Origin of the sequence: Winogradskyella psychrotolerans (assembly GCF_018860545.1) — a bacterium.
Lineage (GTDB): Bacteria > Bacteroidota > Bacteroidia > Flavobacteriales > Flavobacteriaceae > Winogradskyella > Winogradskyella psychrotolerans_A.
Genome location: NZ_JAHKPN010000011.1, coordinates 627,661 through 643,309, shown reverse-complemented (window position 1 = coordinate 643,309; position 15,649 = coordinate 627,661). Strand labels below are relative to the sequence as shown.

The following is a 15,649-nucleotide window of genomic DNA, read 5'->3' as shown; positions in this document are numbered from 1 at the left end:
TCATCCGACGACCTTAAGATTTCAGTCAACGAAATAATAAAATTATATAAACATTAGTCCATAATTTTGACCCATGTTCATCAGATACGTGGTTAATATATGATGATTAATTGATGGTTTAGTTTTAAGAGCAAAAGAGCGATCCTTTGCTCTTTTTTTTTATGCTCATTTTTTTTTGAAATACACCATAAAAACCACTCGTCGATAGTAAATAGCAAACCAACGTGCTAGCGTTTGTAACAATCGAAAAATAAAATTTAAGGGAGCTTAATCCTTTAATTTTGCTTCAGAATCTAATAAGAAACAGAATATGAAAACTTTTTACACTTTAAAAAATCAATTACTACTTATCGTTTTAGCGGTATTTAGTTTGAATAGTCAAGCACAAGATATTCCTTTTGATTGCGATTATAATGCTTATTTATTTCAGTATAATGATGTCTACGCAATTGACTTAGCATCTGGGAACTCGTATTTGGTAGCAGAAGATATTATGCCAGGTAATATTAATGGTACAGCCTATAACCCTGCCGATGGTTTTATTTGGGGGTATTTAAAGTCTCCGTCAAAAACAATTGTTAAAATTGGTAAAAACTTTTCAACCACATCGTATTATATAGATGAATTATCTGATGGTAGCAAGTATATTGGTGATATTAGTGCTGATGGTATTTATTATTTAAAAGGTGGTGGTGCATCGTATTTTAAAATAGATTTAAACCCAGAATCAGAAAACTATACGCAATACCAATCCACTGCGACCTTATCTCAGAATATTACTATTCACGATTGGGCATTTAATGCTGTAGATGGTCAATTATATGCCGTAGAAAAAACAAGTAATATTCTATACCGTATTAATCCAGAAACAAGTGCGGTTACCGCTTTAGGTGTCGTACCAATCTTATCGGGATTATCGTATACCTACGGAGCGGTTTACTTTGATAATGAAGGTCGTTTTTATGTTTCGGCTAACGAAACAGGAACTATATATGCAATACAAGCCGTTCAAGATTTAACAGGACTAAATGTTATTGATGCTAATTTATTTGCTTTCGGACCGTCTAGTTCTAGTAATGATGGAGCACGTTGCCCAACAGCACCAGTATTACAAGAAATTTGTGATAACGGGATTGATGATGATGGCGATGGACTTATAGATTGTGAAGATCCTTCATGTTCTGGTTTTGGAATGTGTGATGTGATTGAAGCACCAACATCGAGTTCAAATTCTGGTGGCTTAGAAAGTAACAGCAGATTGTCTGAGCAAATTAATGCACGTAACTTTAAAAGAGCAAAAACAGGTTATAAATTTAATGCGGCAAAAGCACCTAAAGTAAAACGAAGTCTTACGTATGCTAGCAAAAATGCTAATTCTAGTTTTACATTACAAGATTTTGTGCCATTGACAAGTATTAATGAAGATGAAGCTGTTGAAGCATCACCATCAGATTTAATAGGTATTACGAATGCGACTGAAATTTACGCAGTAGATTACTTAAAAAACAATAGTGCTGTGGCTTCGGTTTTAGCTTTAAAAACAGAAAACGGTGTTTACGAACATACCAAATACATTTGCGACCGTTTGTTAGGAGCCGAATTAATTTCAGTATCTACCATAGATATCAACGAACAACAATTTATTAAATCTATAATTAAAAATGCAGATGGCACCTATGAATTTGTATTAAGCCTATCTGCCAAAGTGGTGAATAACGATGCTAATTTTGCTGTAGAGAGCCACTGGAATTTAGACCAATACGAAGCTGATGTGACCTTCTATAATTTCCAGATTTGGTCTAACACCATCGATGATTTGTATACGCTAGGACAAGAAGTGTTAAACTTATTAGACATTCAAAAACCTATTGAAAGTTACAACAACTCAACACCACCAACCGTGTTTGTGAGAAAAGGAAGTTATACTAATGGAGGTTTAGATTTACAGATCATTAATACTAATGCAACAGAGAGCGTGACTTTAGACGCAGGTTACCGCAACACGGAAACAGAAGATTTTGATAATCTTAACGCAACTATCGATTTAAACGGTAACTATATTACCAACATCAGAGTTGATACTGGAAGCCTTTTTGATATCGGGTTCAGAATTGGAGATGGTATGGCAACACCAGATGATTTATTTATGTCTGATGGGCCCTGGGGAGTTGATGATTCTCAAGACGGAACTGAGGTTAGCTTATATAATGTGACGAGCAATGACTTTGATTTTGAAAGTACAGATTACCCAATAGAACGTAATGTAGAATTAAATGCAACAACCAGTACTTATGTTGGGGTCTATAGAGCATTAACACCACGCTTTAAGGCTGTAGACGTTACCGATTATAATAGTTTTAAATTTAGTGCAAGTGGTACAGGAAATCTTGAAATTACCTTTGTAAAAGAAAGCATTACTGATTGGGAAGCGCAGTATAAAACAACGGTGGCTTTGACCAACGCCCAGCAAGAGTTTACCATCAATATTGAAGACTTACAAAACAACACTACGAATGCAGCCAACTTAGACGATGTGGTTACCTTAGTCTTTACCATGGTATCAGAGGATGGTACCACAGCATCTAAAGTATTAGATTTAAGAAATATCCGTTTCTCACAAACTAGTGCGTTATCGGTGAGCGATTACCAACAAGATGTTGCTACACTGACGGCGTATCCTAATCCAATGACCACGCAGACAACAATACAGTTTACTGCAAATCAAAGTGAAACTGTACAGTTTGTAATGTACGATCAGTTAGGAAAGCAAGTTTATAAGCAATCTTATAGCCCAGTCACAGGAAAAAACAGTATAGAAGTGACACGAAATCAGCTAACTTCAGGCTTATATTTCTGTAGAATTATAAGTAGTCAGTTTAACTATGATACGTTTAAATTAATTATTAAATAACCCTTAGATTTAATAGTTCGGCATTAGGCAAAAGCGAAAGCTTTTGCCTTTTGTTTTTTGTGGTGGTTTGGTTTTTATTGGTATATTTAGGAATCAAGTTTCATTCAAATTAGTATTGGAATTTAAAATGAATTTGAAACAATTAAAAAAAAAAACCGCATACATAAGAAGGATATAGACAATTGATTATATTTAATTGTTACCTGCAAGTTGAAAAAACCGAACCGAATCCAAATCAAATATGAGTAAAAGACTTTATCTGAATTTATTTTTGAGTTTACTCATTTTACTAATAGGTTATTATTTTTCTTCTGGACTTAACAACTTTTGGACAAGTAGAATTATTAATATTTTGTCAATTGTTTTAGCTGGATTTTTCCTTATTAAATTTAATCCAAGCTTGCTTCCGAAAAAAGAAAACTCAACTTTCCGAATTATATACCTTTTCCCAATTATTATCGGAATTATTGGACTCTTTTTAGCAACTTATTTTATTCCATTATTAGTTTATAATTTAATGGAATGGCAATGGTCTGACCAAATTAGACCAACGCAGTCTGAATTACCAAGATATTTGATTTTACTAACTCTTTGGGTTTTTTTCGAGGAGATATACTTTCGTAGAATTATATCACAGAAATTATTTAACAAAAAAGGATTTTCTAAAGCAATCTGGGTTTCTGCTTTAATTTTTAGTGTTGCTCACATTTTTTCAGAAAATGGTTTGTTTGGACCTTTTATTGGCGGAATAGTTTTGGGTTATATTTATTTAAAGACAAGAAATATTTGGTTGAGTATTTTAACACATTTAGCTTTTAATCTGACAAGCTTTTTTGTGTCACCAAAGCTAACTGAAAATCTTGCTGATTTTAATTCTTATCAAAAAATATCCCTTATAATAATATTAGGTTTTGGACTGATTTTGACAATGATTTTGATTATAAAAAAACAGACAAATAATAAACAAACGGAATTAAAAACCAGCAGGTAACACCGTGTATAATTAATTGCTGTATTCTTCTCTACTTGCGAAAATTCCTGCGGAATTTTCACGGGTTCGTAAAAGTTTGCTAACTTAGTTGCTTAACCACGCAACTAATCATAGACAAACACGTTAGCAAAAACCAGTGAAAAGACAATTAGCATATTTAGGTGAATCTGAAATCCCACCTAATTTCTCGCCTATAAAAGAGATAAATGAAGAGGAATTTTTAATGTACCAAAATTGTAATCAAATCATAGATGAAACTCAACATCTTATGGACTTATTCCTTGTGCATAAATTAAATTATCAAGAATTAATTGACTTTCAAACTCAAGAGATTAACGAAATTTTGAGTGACACAAAACACTTTATGAATATTGGAAATGAAAAATACACATTTCTAAAAATTGAAATTAATAGATTATTAATTAATTATTTAGGTTCATATAAAATGTTCATTGAACATTGTGAAAAAAAAATCAATAATCAGTTTGGAGCTAAATCCCAAGAATTTAGAGATTTTAAATTAATGACAAATAAAGCGTATGATAATTTATTCTCATATCGCTTTATATATGAACTTCGGAATTTTTGCCAACATTGTGGAATTGCAGTAACTGATTTGGAGTTTAGCAATCAAAATAAATGGATTGAAGTTAACTTTCAGTTTGAAAAAGATTATTTATTAAAAGAGTATAAAAAATGGAAACAAAAGGTCAAAAGTGATTTAGAGAATATGGAAGATAAGTTTAATATCAATCCTATTATTAACACTAATTTTCAAGCAATCGAAAATTTTTCGAAACAAATACATCTGCTATATCAAGAGAAATTTATGAGTAGCTTAAAAGAGCTCAATAATTTCACTCAACCATATAGAAAAGAAAGGAAAGACAAACGAGTTTTGGTAATACTTACTGAAAAAAATAAAACAGATTTGGGAATGCAATTAACTATTAATAAATTTCCATTTGATATTATTGACAAGTTCATAAATGGCATTTGCTAACACCGTATTTAATTTATTGCTAGTTATAGCCTACTTACGAAAGTCCTCGCGGTCTTTCTATCTGTGATTTATTTGCTAACTTTAGTGCTTAAACACGCAACTAATCATACACAAAACCATTTCCCAAAACCAACTTACTTCATAAACTGCCATTTAAAACGTAGTCCTACTTCAGTGAATGTGAAACCAGCAGCCGTTGCAGAGGCAATATTACTATGGGTGCCATACACATTTAATAAACTACGTTCCGAGAATTTATACCCAAATGCTCCTTGAAAACGATACGTGCTTTGTTTTTCATCGTCTTCAATAAATTGGTAACCATACGCCGCCGTTAAATTGTAAAACCATGATTTAGGTTTTGAGCTGTCTTCATTCTTAATCACGTTCATAAACACCTCATACACATTAAATTTTTCAGGACTAAAATAGATGGTTGGTACTTGTTCTTTAAACGTAATGTGTTGGTAATTCACACCTACTTTTAATGCTGGTTTTGGTAGTAAGTTATAATACAATGAGGTAAATAATAGGTTTCTTTTATTCCCATCATTTTGTGACGTGTACATGAGTTGTGTAAACCAACCTAAGTTAAAATTAGTACTTAAGTTATAGTTAGCGTAAAAATTGTTTTGTACCAATTCTTGGTCTAGTAATTCGGCATTAAAACTTTCAACCTGACGTTTGTAACCAATATCTAAGGTCTGACGTTTAAAAGACTTGATATTAAAAGAAATGTCAGTCAACAGTTGTGTGTAATCGGTGCTTTCTGCTTTTGCAGCGGTAATGCCTGCGGTACCCTTAAATGTAATACTTGGTAAAAGTTGGTAACCTAACCCTAAGGATAAATTGTTAGAATTGGCGCTGACATCCGTTACGGTATTGCTCGTAGTTCTGTAATTGTAATTACCTAAAAGCTTAAACTTGGTAGATAAAGGAAATTCTACAGCGTTAGAAAAAGCGAAGGCTTTGTTATCACCATTATCATAAGTATGTGATGCGCTAGATTCTAGAACGGGAGCAAAGCTATGATCCAATTTACTGATAAAATTAACCGCATCTTTCTGGTTGTCGTAAAACTTTAAGGTGTTTTCTGCTGAGGTATAGGCATCATCATAATATCCTAAGGCTTTTAGCACGTTGGCTTTTCCTAAGTTACCATCAAACGACGTGCTGTCGTTCGCCAAGATCGTATTGTAATCCTTTAAACTTTCTTTAAAATTACTTTTATAAATGTTTAAAGTGGCACGTAAGGCCAATGCCCAATTTTCATTGGAGTGCTCTGTATTTAAAGTGTCTATTAAAGTGGTGGCCGCTTTGAATTTTTTATTCCAGATTAAAGCTTGTGCATAACGTTCTGTGGTTTGTTGGGTAATATTGCTGTCTGTAGTTGTGGTTAAACTCTTATAGGCTTCAGTACTTAATTCTAAAGCTTTCTTTTCTTTACCATTTAAGTGTTCTACTAAAGCTAAGCCGTTTAAAGCAATAATTTTATGCTCTGGTTGTTCAGCTAAACGGTTGTACATGATTTTCGCACTGTCGAGTTTATTCCATATTAAATAGAGATTCGCTAGATTTAATAAAGTGTCTTTATCATCGCCAAATAATTCAAGGTTTTTGGTTAAAAGTAGTTCAGCCTTATCATAATTCTGAGCTTGTTGGTTTTGGTACGCATAGCCTAAATAGATATACTTTTTAGAGACTAAAGCATTTGGGTTGCCTGGTGAAACTTCTAAAGCATTAATCACCATGGTTAAAGCCGCTTCATATTCCTTTAAGTTAGAAAGGGTGTTAGCAAAACCTAATAATGCAGCAAAACTCTTTGGGTCTTCATTCACTAAACCTTGGTAATACACTTTAGCATCGGTAAAGTTGCTGTTCCATAATAAGGACTCACCATAATTTAGTTTTACTTCAAAATCATTTGGGTAATCGGCAAGTAAGTCAGTGAATAAGGTATAGGCTGCTTCGGGTTGTCCATTCAGTCCAATAGCACGACCATAACACAAACGTGCCGTCTTATTATTAGGATAGTCCTTTAATATGGTATTAAAAAATGTTTCGGCCTGCTTGTATTTTCCGGTTTCTAAATAGGTAAAACCCTCTTGCATGTTTTGTGCTGACGCACTACATACGATAAAAAATAAGGCTACATTAATAAGTGATTTCAAAGTCATAATTTCTCTTTGTTTAACTAAGTGCAAGTTACGGCGCATATGTCCTCCATTCACCTACAGCAACATGCCATCCATCGAAATATAAAGAACATACATGGAAATACCTTGGATATTTGCGTCAGATTTAAACGAATAACCATTAAAAATTATGCAATTATTAACTTTAATCAAGTCTAGAAAATTAACACCAGAACAGTTATTTATGGTCAGTGTTTTGGCCGTTAATGGTGGTAACTATCTCTACAATCTTATATTGGGGCGTGTGCTAGGACCAGCACAATTTGCAGATGCTGCAGTGCTCATTACATTTTTATTGGTACTCTCTTTTATGGCCATGACGTTTCAATTGGTGACGGCAAAATTTTCCGTGTTGTTCGAGAATGCGGTGTTTACAAACTTTATAGCTAAAGTGTACCAACAAGCCTTTGTTGTTGGTCTGTTATTAGGATTAGCAATTATTGTCTTTTCATCGCAATTAATGGCCTTGTTTAATACCTCATCGTCTACCATGTTTATCATTTTTGGTTGTGGTGTACCACTTTACTTTTTAATGAGCGTGAATAGAGGCGCCTTTCAGGGGAAAAAAGCATATAAATCTTTATCGATAACCTATCAAGGTGAAATGCTAAGTAGACTGATCATAACCTTGGGTTTAATATTTCTATTTAATATACAATCATCAGCAGTGATTGCTATAGGTATTGTAATTTCTTTTGTTTTTGGAATGTTTCCTTTTAAAATGAAAGACATCACGCTAAAGAAAACAAAACCACTAGCGCAAGATTATAGCAAACAAATTAAGAACTTCTTTTTGCTTACGGCTTTTTATGAGCTGACTCAGATCATTATTAATAACAGTGATATACTATTAGTCAAACATTATTTTGAATCTTACGAAGCCGGTTTATATGCATCCTTAGCCTTAATTGGTCGTATCGTATATTTTATAGCTTGGATGTTTGTGATGTTATTATTGCCAGCTGTTGTCGAGTTGAAAAAAGAAGGCAAAGAAACAGCTTCCGTTTTATTTAAGTATGTTGGTTACATTGCTGTGATCTCTATCATTATTGTATTAACCTGTTTAAGTTTTCCAGAATTAATAATTAAAATACTTTTTGGTGAACACTATATTGCCATGGCACCACTTTTATGGAAATATGCCATCGCCACGTCTATGTTCGCTATATCTAACATCTTCGCGTATTATTATTTGTCTTTAGATAAATACGTGCCAGTGATTATTTCTGGTGTCTTCGGTATGCTACAAATGCTATTAGTCATCTTTTTTCATGATAGTTTAGAACAAGTAGTGCACATGCAAATTGTTGCAATGACTTTGTTGTTAATCATACAGTTAGTGTTTTTTAAGCTTGAAATATCGACTCAGAAAAAAGCTTTATCTAAGGATTAATTCCATTCGTCTACACTAAAAGTCGCCCTATCGAAACTCTCAAAAATCTGCCGAATAAAACCTCAAATTTGCATTGTAATTAATTAAAACATTTAAAAATACCATTATTATGAAACTAGCAATTGTAACCGCATATCCACCAAGTAAAGTCACTTTAAACGAGTATGCTTATCATTTAGTAAAGCAGTTTAGACAAAAGGAAGCTGTTACAGAATTAATCTTATTAACCGACAGAACTGAAGGAGCAAAGGATATAGAATTTACGGAAGAAGGTTGTAAGATTACTATAAAAGAATGCTGGTCGTTTAATAGCTACAAAAATTTGTTTTCAGTAACAAAAGCCATCAATACCACAAAGCCAGATGCTGTATTATTCAATCTACAGTTTATGAAATTTGGTGACAAAAAGATAGCAGCTGCCTTAGGATTAATGTTACCATTAGTATGCAAGTTGAAAAAGATTCCTAACATCGTGTTGCTACACAATATTCTAGAAGAAGTCGATTTAGGAAGTGCAGGGTTTACCTCAAATAAAATCATGCAGAAGATCTACGGATTTATTGGCACAAGTTTGACAAAGCTTATTTTAAAAGCTGATATCGTTGCAGTAACCATGCAAAAGTATGTGAATATTTTAGAGATAAAATATTTGTCACCTAATGTAAAATTAATTCCACACGGCACCTTTGAAATACCAGAAGAACCAAATTATAGGTTACCAAAAGGACCATTACAAATTATGACCTTCGGAAAATTTGGAACCTACAAAAAAGTAGAAGGTATGATTGAAGCTGTTGAAATGGTGAGAGCTAAAACAGGTTTAGATTTAGAAGTGGTAATAGCCGGAACAGATAACCCAAATGTACCAGGATATTTAGCTAAAGTAGAAGAAGATTATAAGCATGTGCCTCAAGTCCGTTTTACGGGTTATGTTGAAGAACATGAAGTCCCAACCTTATTTAACGAAAGTGCTGTGGTAGTTTTCCCTTATACGGCTACAACAGGAAGCTCAGGAGTGTTGCATCAAGCTGGAAGTTACGGAAAAGCAGTAGTGATGCCAGATTTAGGTGACTTAGCCTTATTAGTAAAAGATGAAGGCTATAGAGGCGAGTTTTTTGAGCCTACAAGTGTTGAAAGTTTGGCTTCTGCTATAGAAGCGATAGTAACAGATGAAGCATATAGAGTTAAGCTTTCTAAAATTAATTATGATGCTGCAACAGCGCATCCAATGTCTCAAATAGCAGATATGTATTTAGAGAATTTTCAAGATATCATAGATGAAAAACGCATAACATTCCCTAATGTTAATGCTGCTGCGCAGAAGCCTTCTTATTAGTAATAAATAAAAAAGAAGGTTTTCTAATTCCATTTTCATCTATAAATCCAAAGTGCTTTTGAGCATTTTGGCGCCAAGGAAGTCTCCCTACGACTTCTTTTGGTATTTTACCAAAGTCGTAAAGTGTCCAAGACATAAATTGCAAATTATTAGCTGCAATATGTTCTTGGATTTTTTTGTGGTAATTAGCTTGGTCTTCGTCTGAAGCTCCATTAGGTTTCCATAATCCTGAATAAGAGGATAGCCCGAATTCTTGTAATACCAATGGTTTATTCGGGATTTCGGTTTTCAGGGTTTTTATAGCGTCATTTAAATGCTCTAAATTTTCGTAATAATGAAAGGAAACGATATCAACTTTATCTTTTAAGATTGGTGCACTTTGGGTATTAGACCAGCCAATAGTTACAGGGTGCGAAGCATCTACAGATTTTACAAAATCTATCATATTATCTAACCACGCAATAACATTAGGTTTACCTCTCGATTCAAAATCTAAATTGGGTTCGTTTTTAATGTCCCAAGCAAGAAGTGCCTTGTGGTTCTTAAATGTTGATACTATAGCTTCGGCATGATGCTGATTTAATGTCCAATCCATCACCGAATAATCCCCATAAAAATCGAATAAAGTTAAGACAACTTTTAAACTATGAGCTTCAGCTAAATCTAAAGTTTGTTTTAGTTTTTCTAGCTTTTCGGGTTTTACGTTTGCTTTGCCAAAATCTTCGTATTGTACAAAAATACGCACCGAATTTAGTCCAGCATTTTTAATAATGTCAAAATCTTTTGATAGGATTGAGGTCGAAAAATCGTCGCCAAACATATCCCAAGGATTGGCTTGCGGATAGTAATTTATACCTTTAATATCTAAATTAGCCGTATTGATTGGTTCGGTATCAAATGTGTAAGGTTCACTGTGTTCTTTAACCAAATGCCGAATGCGCCAAAAACCATCTTCTAGTAAAACCACCATTTTATAGGTCGAAGTTTCTGTGGTTTCCAAAACCAATTGTTCCGCTTTAAACACGCGTTTGTATTCTACCACATTTCTATCTGTAATAACAGCTAATTGACCATCTTCACTAAAAAATTCTAAAGTCGGATTGTGCTTTAAAGTGGTAGCATCAATTGTGATGTCTTCCGCTTTGTTTAAGGCTATAAAGTCGAACAGGTTTTTTCGAGCACTATCGGTATAATAGTCTTTGATGCCTGCTGTTTTATTGGTTTTATAAGCAATTTGTTTTACATACCACGCATCTAAATAATCGTTTTGTAAAGCATTTAAGTTTTCGTTATCCATGGGACGACCCTCGTTTTGTAAAGGTTCCCACACCAATTGAGGCATGTATTGTTCAACTTTCTGAATTTCGGTATGTAACATGCTGCTTCGGTCTGCACCTGTATTGAGGTAGCTAAATACAGCGCTAAGGCCCGAAATAATTAAGGCAATAACCATAATATAAGAGATAATTAAAATGGTACGTAGTATATTTTTATTAAGACCTACCATAGTTTTTTAGTATTGAATTGTTTTGTTATTCCAGCCGTTTCTATACTGAAATTATAGTTGCCATTACTATAAATAGCGGGTTTTAAATTGAAATTGGCATACCCATTAAACGATGTTTTGGTCAGAGTTTCAATGTGTTTATTTGCTTTATAGATATGAAGTTTTACATGTAAACCATCCGGAATCATTTGTCCCATAAAACTTTGTAAAGGCCCAACCGTAATGCTTCTGTTTTGCTTTGAAAATTTTACATTATAATCTTCAATAACAGATTTGTATTGTAATGCAATACTTTCACTTTCTGCCATACCATCGACGTAGGCTTTAACAGTCCAAGCATCTTTATAATCTGGATGTATAATTTTTGCTTGGGCAATACCATCAATAGTTGTTCCTGTGGTTTTTAGAATATTTTGTTTTTGATTGGTGATAAAAAACGTAACATATGTACCATCACTCACTACATTATTCTGTTTGTCTTTTATAATAGATGTTGAAAATGTTGTAATCTGATTACCGTCGGCATAGGCATGAGGACGTGTTGCCGAAATAGTAAAATCTGTAGGAATGGCAGCAGAAACATTAATCGTGAATTCTTTAGAGTTGATGCCTAAACTTTCTGAAGACACTAACATACGTCCGCTTTCTTGTTTAGAATATATGTTTTTATACGCAATTAGATTCTTAGTGAAAATGTCTGTAGTTTCTTCTGATGCTAAAAATTGATGCTTAGCATTTACCAAAGTATTTGTCGGCACCGGATTGTCTAATGAATCGGTAGGAATGACGACCAACATGGTATAATCTGTACCACCAGCTTCTATACTTGGCGGTCCAATATAGGTTTCCATAGTTGCCACTTCAGCTTTTGGATTCATGGTAAACGTCCCTGATAGTGACGTTGTTTTATCTAGTAATTTCCAACTCACAGCACCTATCTTTTTAGTGATGTTTTCTGGAATTTTATATTGAAGGGTATTTGCATTTAATTCGGCAGTCACCAAAGTAGACCCATAACTGTTAGAACAATAGAGTAGTGGGTGTTCGCCTTCCGAAGTAGAGAATTTTAAAACTACACTATCACCAACGTTATAATCGGTTTGTGTGGTAATCAATTGGATAGGTTGAGTCGTTTCACTGTCTTGTACTACAGCAAAAGATGATAATAGTATCAATCCTAAAAGGAACAAATATGTGTGTTTAAATGGCATTAATTCGGACTTCCTATATATGTGTTTATGTCTATTTTAATATAACTAAAATCGGGATGTTCAATTTTTTGTAATTGAGATGCTGAATGATTTTCAATTCTATTGGGTACTATTTTACCAGAAATAGCAGCGTTAGGTAAGCCGTTGACAAAAATATTAGTCATATCATCATTTATCAACGTCACTTTGCCTGCATGCAATATCGGATATTCAAAATCTTGTTTCCGTTGTTGTCGTACCCCTTCTTTTACAAAAGCATGGTCTACCCAAAGCATGTTTTTCTGCTCATCGTAATACGTAATTAATAGCTGAGGTATCGTAATTTCTTGAATGCCGCTATTAAATAAGTTTCCACTTATGGTTTTATCTTTAATATTGATAGCGCTTAACACGACACTTTTATATAAATCGGACCCAGAGACATTTCCTGCCGCTTGTAAGTTAAATTTGGTAGGTTGTTCTTCAAACTCTACAGGTGTAAATTCATCCGGATTAAACGTATCTGGAATAGAATCTTGTGTTTTAGACCAGGCAATACCTTCAAAATTAATACGGAAACTGGTCGACTCTTTAGGCATCAACTTATGTTTCATATGGTATTTAGCATTGTAAGTCGCCAGTTCTTTATTATCGTCGTTATATAAGGTGCCTTTTAAAATCACGTCTGCTGGCACATTATCTATATTTTGAATTTCACCAATAATGGCATAATGTCCATCGTATTGCACCAATTTAGCCAAAACGACTTCTAAAACAGGTTGTTTTAAAATGTCTTCGTGATGGGTTTGTTCGGTGGTAATACGGCGTCGCCCTTGATTAAAATATTTAGTGGCATTAGCCGAGTACAATTGGTCTGGTGGTAAATCGTTATTTAAATCGTCGGGGTGTAAATACCATTTTTTACGATGTTTAGATAGGGTTTTATAATCTATCTTTTCAATTTTTTCTAAAGGTGTTATCCATTGGGTGGTCACTTTTGCAGAAGCCGTACTATCGTTAAGTTGTGTGATTTCTGTTTCAATGGCATCCATTTTAGCATAACTGCTTAATAAACCATCAGTCACAGAAATTTCCAACATATACTGTGCAATTGGCAAATTACTATTGGGATCTATCAATTGGTGAGCTTTTTCAAATTCCTTAAAATCTAAAGCATCGTAATAGGCGATAATGGCATTTTCAGGACTGCGTTGTGAGTCATTTTTAAGGTAGAATATATAGAGACCATAACATAGTATAATCGCCAAAAACACCGACCAAATATGCGTGACACGCAGAACGTTCCTGTTAAATTTATGGTAGCTCACCGAGTATTTTAAAAAATCTGGAATAGGTTTAAAGCGCGTTTTTAGCATGTTTACCCATAGCATTTGTATGTTTAACACAAAAGCGATTAATACAGTTAAAAATGGTACTATTCCCCAATGAATTTTAAGCCATTTAGCCACATCTTCTTTGGGTAAAATAGATGACACTGGCGGAATATTAAGCCGTTCCCAAACCATGATGCCGTTTTCTAATTGGCGTAACCGTTGCCAACCACAGAAGTAGAGGATAGGGTCGTAAAACTTATCGTTAGAAAAAATGTATTTGAGATTGTATTTTTCAGGCGTCGTTAAAAATTGTTGTAGGGACCCAATGCCGGCCACGCCTTTAAACTTCGAGTTTTCTAAACGTTCAATAGGTCGTGTGGTGAGTTCTGGTAAACGTCTCGCTGAATGGTAATTGCCATCTACTGTCATAGCATTGGTTTGTGCACTAAGCCAAGCCATTTGGTCGCCAAAACCAAGCGTTAAAAAACGCCATTTATCATGGTCATCTTGGTTTAAGAAATTCACAATAGGTAACATCTTAATTTTCTGAGGTTGCGATGGCCTAAAGTAATTTAAACTCATGGTAAACACCACCATAAATACAGCTAATCCGGCTAAAATGCCACCTATAATTCGGTGATAGACCGCACCAAATTTAGACTGAATCAATTCTTTTAAATCGCCTTCAACAAAGCGATAGGTAAATTCACCCATTAATGGGATAGATAAAATAGACGCCCAAAGTGTAAAGCGGTCTAAAGTCAAGATATTAAAAGCGGTTTCACCTAACATTTTTAAAGGAATAGGCGTGGTGCCACCAGTACCTAAAATGGTACAAATGGTAACCGATAACCCAAAAAACAGATAGCGTTTACTGTAGTATCTGTAAAAGATATACGGTAATAAGACTAACAAGATTCCCCAAGGAATTAAAAAGAACACGAGTCCTGAGGATGTGATTTCTAAAAAATTATCGCGAGAACCATGCGGAATCGGCACTTGTGTTATAGGATTGGCTTTTGAGTTTAACCAATACGGAAAAATACAACCAATAATTAAAACTAAAGACAACATGCCGAAGCTTACAATCCGTTTAAAAAGTTTGAAAAAGCTATTTAAAAAGAGTTTGAAGGTGACCTCTTTCATAGAATTCACTTGCGCTCTCGAGACATCCATAATTACCATACCTATTAACGGAAAGATAAAAAAGACCATCCCAAAAATAGGAGTCACATGATGTGATGTTACGGTAACGGCAATAAGAGACAAACTGGTTGCTAAATACCATTTCTTACCGGTTTTTAACCATAAATAAATTTCGGGTAAGGCATGCATTAACACCGAGACACCAACAATGCTAGGCAATTGCCCAAAAATATGAAGGGTTTCTACAAAAGAAGATGAAAATACAGCCAAAAGAGCGGCATAACCCGCTACGGTTTTGTTACCCGTCATGAGTAATGAAAACCGATAGGCACCAGTAATAAATAAGACTATTGCAATTAAGGCGACACTAAACATTCCAAACTTTAAGCCACCAATCATAGAGAGTAAGGCAATAGATTGATGTACTAAAGGCGGATAACTTTGCACTGTAAAACCCGTATACCATTCGTAGTTCCAAGGTTCAAACCAACTATTCGCATAATGGTCTGCAAAGAACAAATGGATTAAGGCATCATAAGTAGTTTCCAAAGTAAAAAATATGGAGCTGCCATGAAAAGCCAATCCTAAAAGTAGGGCTGCAATTAAGTATTTATTTGAGGTTTCCTTCATTTTAAAGCCTAAG

At 34.1% G+C, this 15,649-nt stretch carries 9 protein-coding genes; 5 read left to right on the top strand and 4 right to left on the bottom strand.

The genetic code is table 11. The features are described from left to right. Positions 1–310: 310 nt before the first annotated feature. From KO515_RS06085 to KO515_RS06075, 3 genes are all read left to right on the top strand, one after another. The gene (locus KO515_RS06085; RefSeq protein ID WP_215935475.1) at positions 311–2,911 is read left to right on the top strand and encodes a T9SS type A sorting domain-containing protein; all 2,601 of its coding nucleotides are present in this window, start codon (positions 311–313) and stop codon (positions 2,909–2,911) included. Positions 2,912–3,152: 241 nt separating this feature from the next. Next, positions 3,153–3,902: a CPBP family intramembrane glutamic endopeptidase gene (locus tag KO515_RS06080; RefSeq protein WP_215935474.1), complete on the top strand. Its 750-nt coding sequence runs from the start codon at positions 3,153–3,155 to the stop codon at positions 3,900–3,902. Between the two features lie 136 nt (positions 3,903–4,038). Then, positions 4,039–4,905, top strand: coding sequence for a hypothetical protein (locus tag KO515_RS06075; RefSeq protein ID WP_215935473.1), 867 nt, complete (start codon positions 4,039–4,041; stop codon positions 4,903–4,905). A 134-nt stretch (positions 4,906–5,039) separates the two neighbouring features. Here the strand turns inward: KO515_RS06075 and KO515_RS06070 are convergent, their stop codons facing one another. Beyond that, positions 5,040–7,082: a tetratricopeptide repeat protein gene (locus KO515_RS06070; RefSeq protein WP_215935472.1), complete on the bottom strand. Its 2,043-nt coding sequence runs from the start codon at positions 7,080–7,082 to the stop codon at positions 5,040–5,042. 148 nt (positions 7,083–7,230) lie between these two features. Here KO515_RS06070 and KO515_RS06065 point away from each other — a divergent pair, with 148 nt between their 5' ends. Together KO515_RS06065 and KO515_RS06060 are read left to right on the top strand one after the other, a co-directional pair. Further along, on the top strand, positions 7,231–8,493 hold the full coding sequence (locus tag KO515_RS06065; RefSeq protein ID WP_215935471.1) for an oligosaccharide flippase family protein: 1,263 nt from the start codon (positions 7,231–7,233) through the stop codon (positions 8,491–8,493). 109 nt (positions 8,494–8,602) lie between these two features. After that, positions 8,603–9,829 (top strand): glycosyltransferase, encoded by a 1,227-nt coding sequence (locus tag KO515_RS06060; RefSeq protein ID WP_215935470.1) that lies wholly within the window; start codon positions 8,603–8,605, stop codon positions 9,827–9,829. On the opposite strand, the gene KO515_RS06055 is transcribed toward KO515_RS06060, so the two are convergent. Genes KO515_RS06055 through KO515_RS06045 form a run of 3 tightly spaced genes read right to left on the bottom strand, consistent with a single transcriptional unit; the run spans position 9,798 to position 15,636 of the window. After that, on the bottom strand, positions 9,798–11,336 hold the full coding sequence (locus tag KO515_RS06055; protein ID WP_215935469.1) for a glycoside hydrolase family 2 TIM barrel-domain containing protein: 1,539 nt from the start codon (positions 11,334–11,336) through the stop codon (positions 9,798–9,800). The two genes, KO515_RS06060 and KO515_RS06055, sit on opposite strands and share 32 nt — an antisense overlap. Next, entirely contained in the window at positions 11,330–12,547 is a 1,218-nt protein-coding gene (locus KO515_RS06050; protein WP_215935468.1) for a hypothetical protein, read from the bottom strand. The genes KO515_RS06055 and KO515_RS06050 overlap by 7 nt, the downstream gene beginning before the upstream one ends. Beyond that, the gene (locus tag KO515_RS06045; protein ID WP_215935467.1) at positions 12,547–15,636 is read right to left on the bottom strand and encodes a hypothetical protein; all 3,090 of its coding nucleotides are present in this window, start codon (positions 15,634–15,636) and stop codon (positions 12,547–12,549) included. The genes KO515_RS06050 and KO515_RS06045 overlap by 1 nt, the downstream gene beginning before the upstream one ends. Between the last annotated feature and the right edge of the window lie 13 nt (positions 15,637–15,649).

Bases quoted from the DNA above. Each gene is read 5' to 3' on its own strand.
- KO515_RS06085 (WP_215935475.1), top strand. From the start codon at position 311: ATGAAAACTTTTTACACTTTAAAAAATCAATTACTACTTATCGTTTTA.
- KO515_RS06080 (WP_215935474.1), top strand. From the start codon at position 3,153: ATGAGTAAAAGACTTTATCTGAATTTATTTTTGAGTTTACTCATTTTA.
- KO515_RS06070 (WP_215935472.1), bottom strand. From the start codon at position 7,082: ATGACTTTGAAATCACTTATTAATGTAGCCTTATTTTTTATCGTATGT.
- KO515_RS06065 (WP_215935471.1), top strand. From the start codon at position 7,231: ATGCAATTATTAACTTTAATCAAGTCTAGAAAATTAACACCAGAACAG.
- KO515_RS06060 (WP_215935470.1), top strand. From the start codon at position 8,603: ATGAAACTAGCAATTGTAACCGCATATCCACCAAGTAAAGTCACTTTA.
- KO515_RS06055 (WP_215935469.1), bottom strand. From the start codon at position 11,336: ATGGTAGGTCTTAATAAAAATATACTACGTACCATTTTAATTATCTCT.
- KO515_RS06050 (WP_215935468.1), bottom strand. From the start codon at position 12,547: ATGCCATTTAAACACACATATTTGTTCCTTTTAGGATTGATACTATTA.
- KO515_RS06045 (WP_215935467.1), bottom strand. From the start codon at position 15,636: ATGAAGGAAACCTCAAATAAATACTTAATTGCAGCCCTACTTTTAGGA.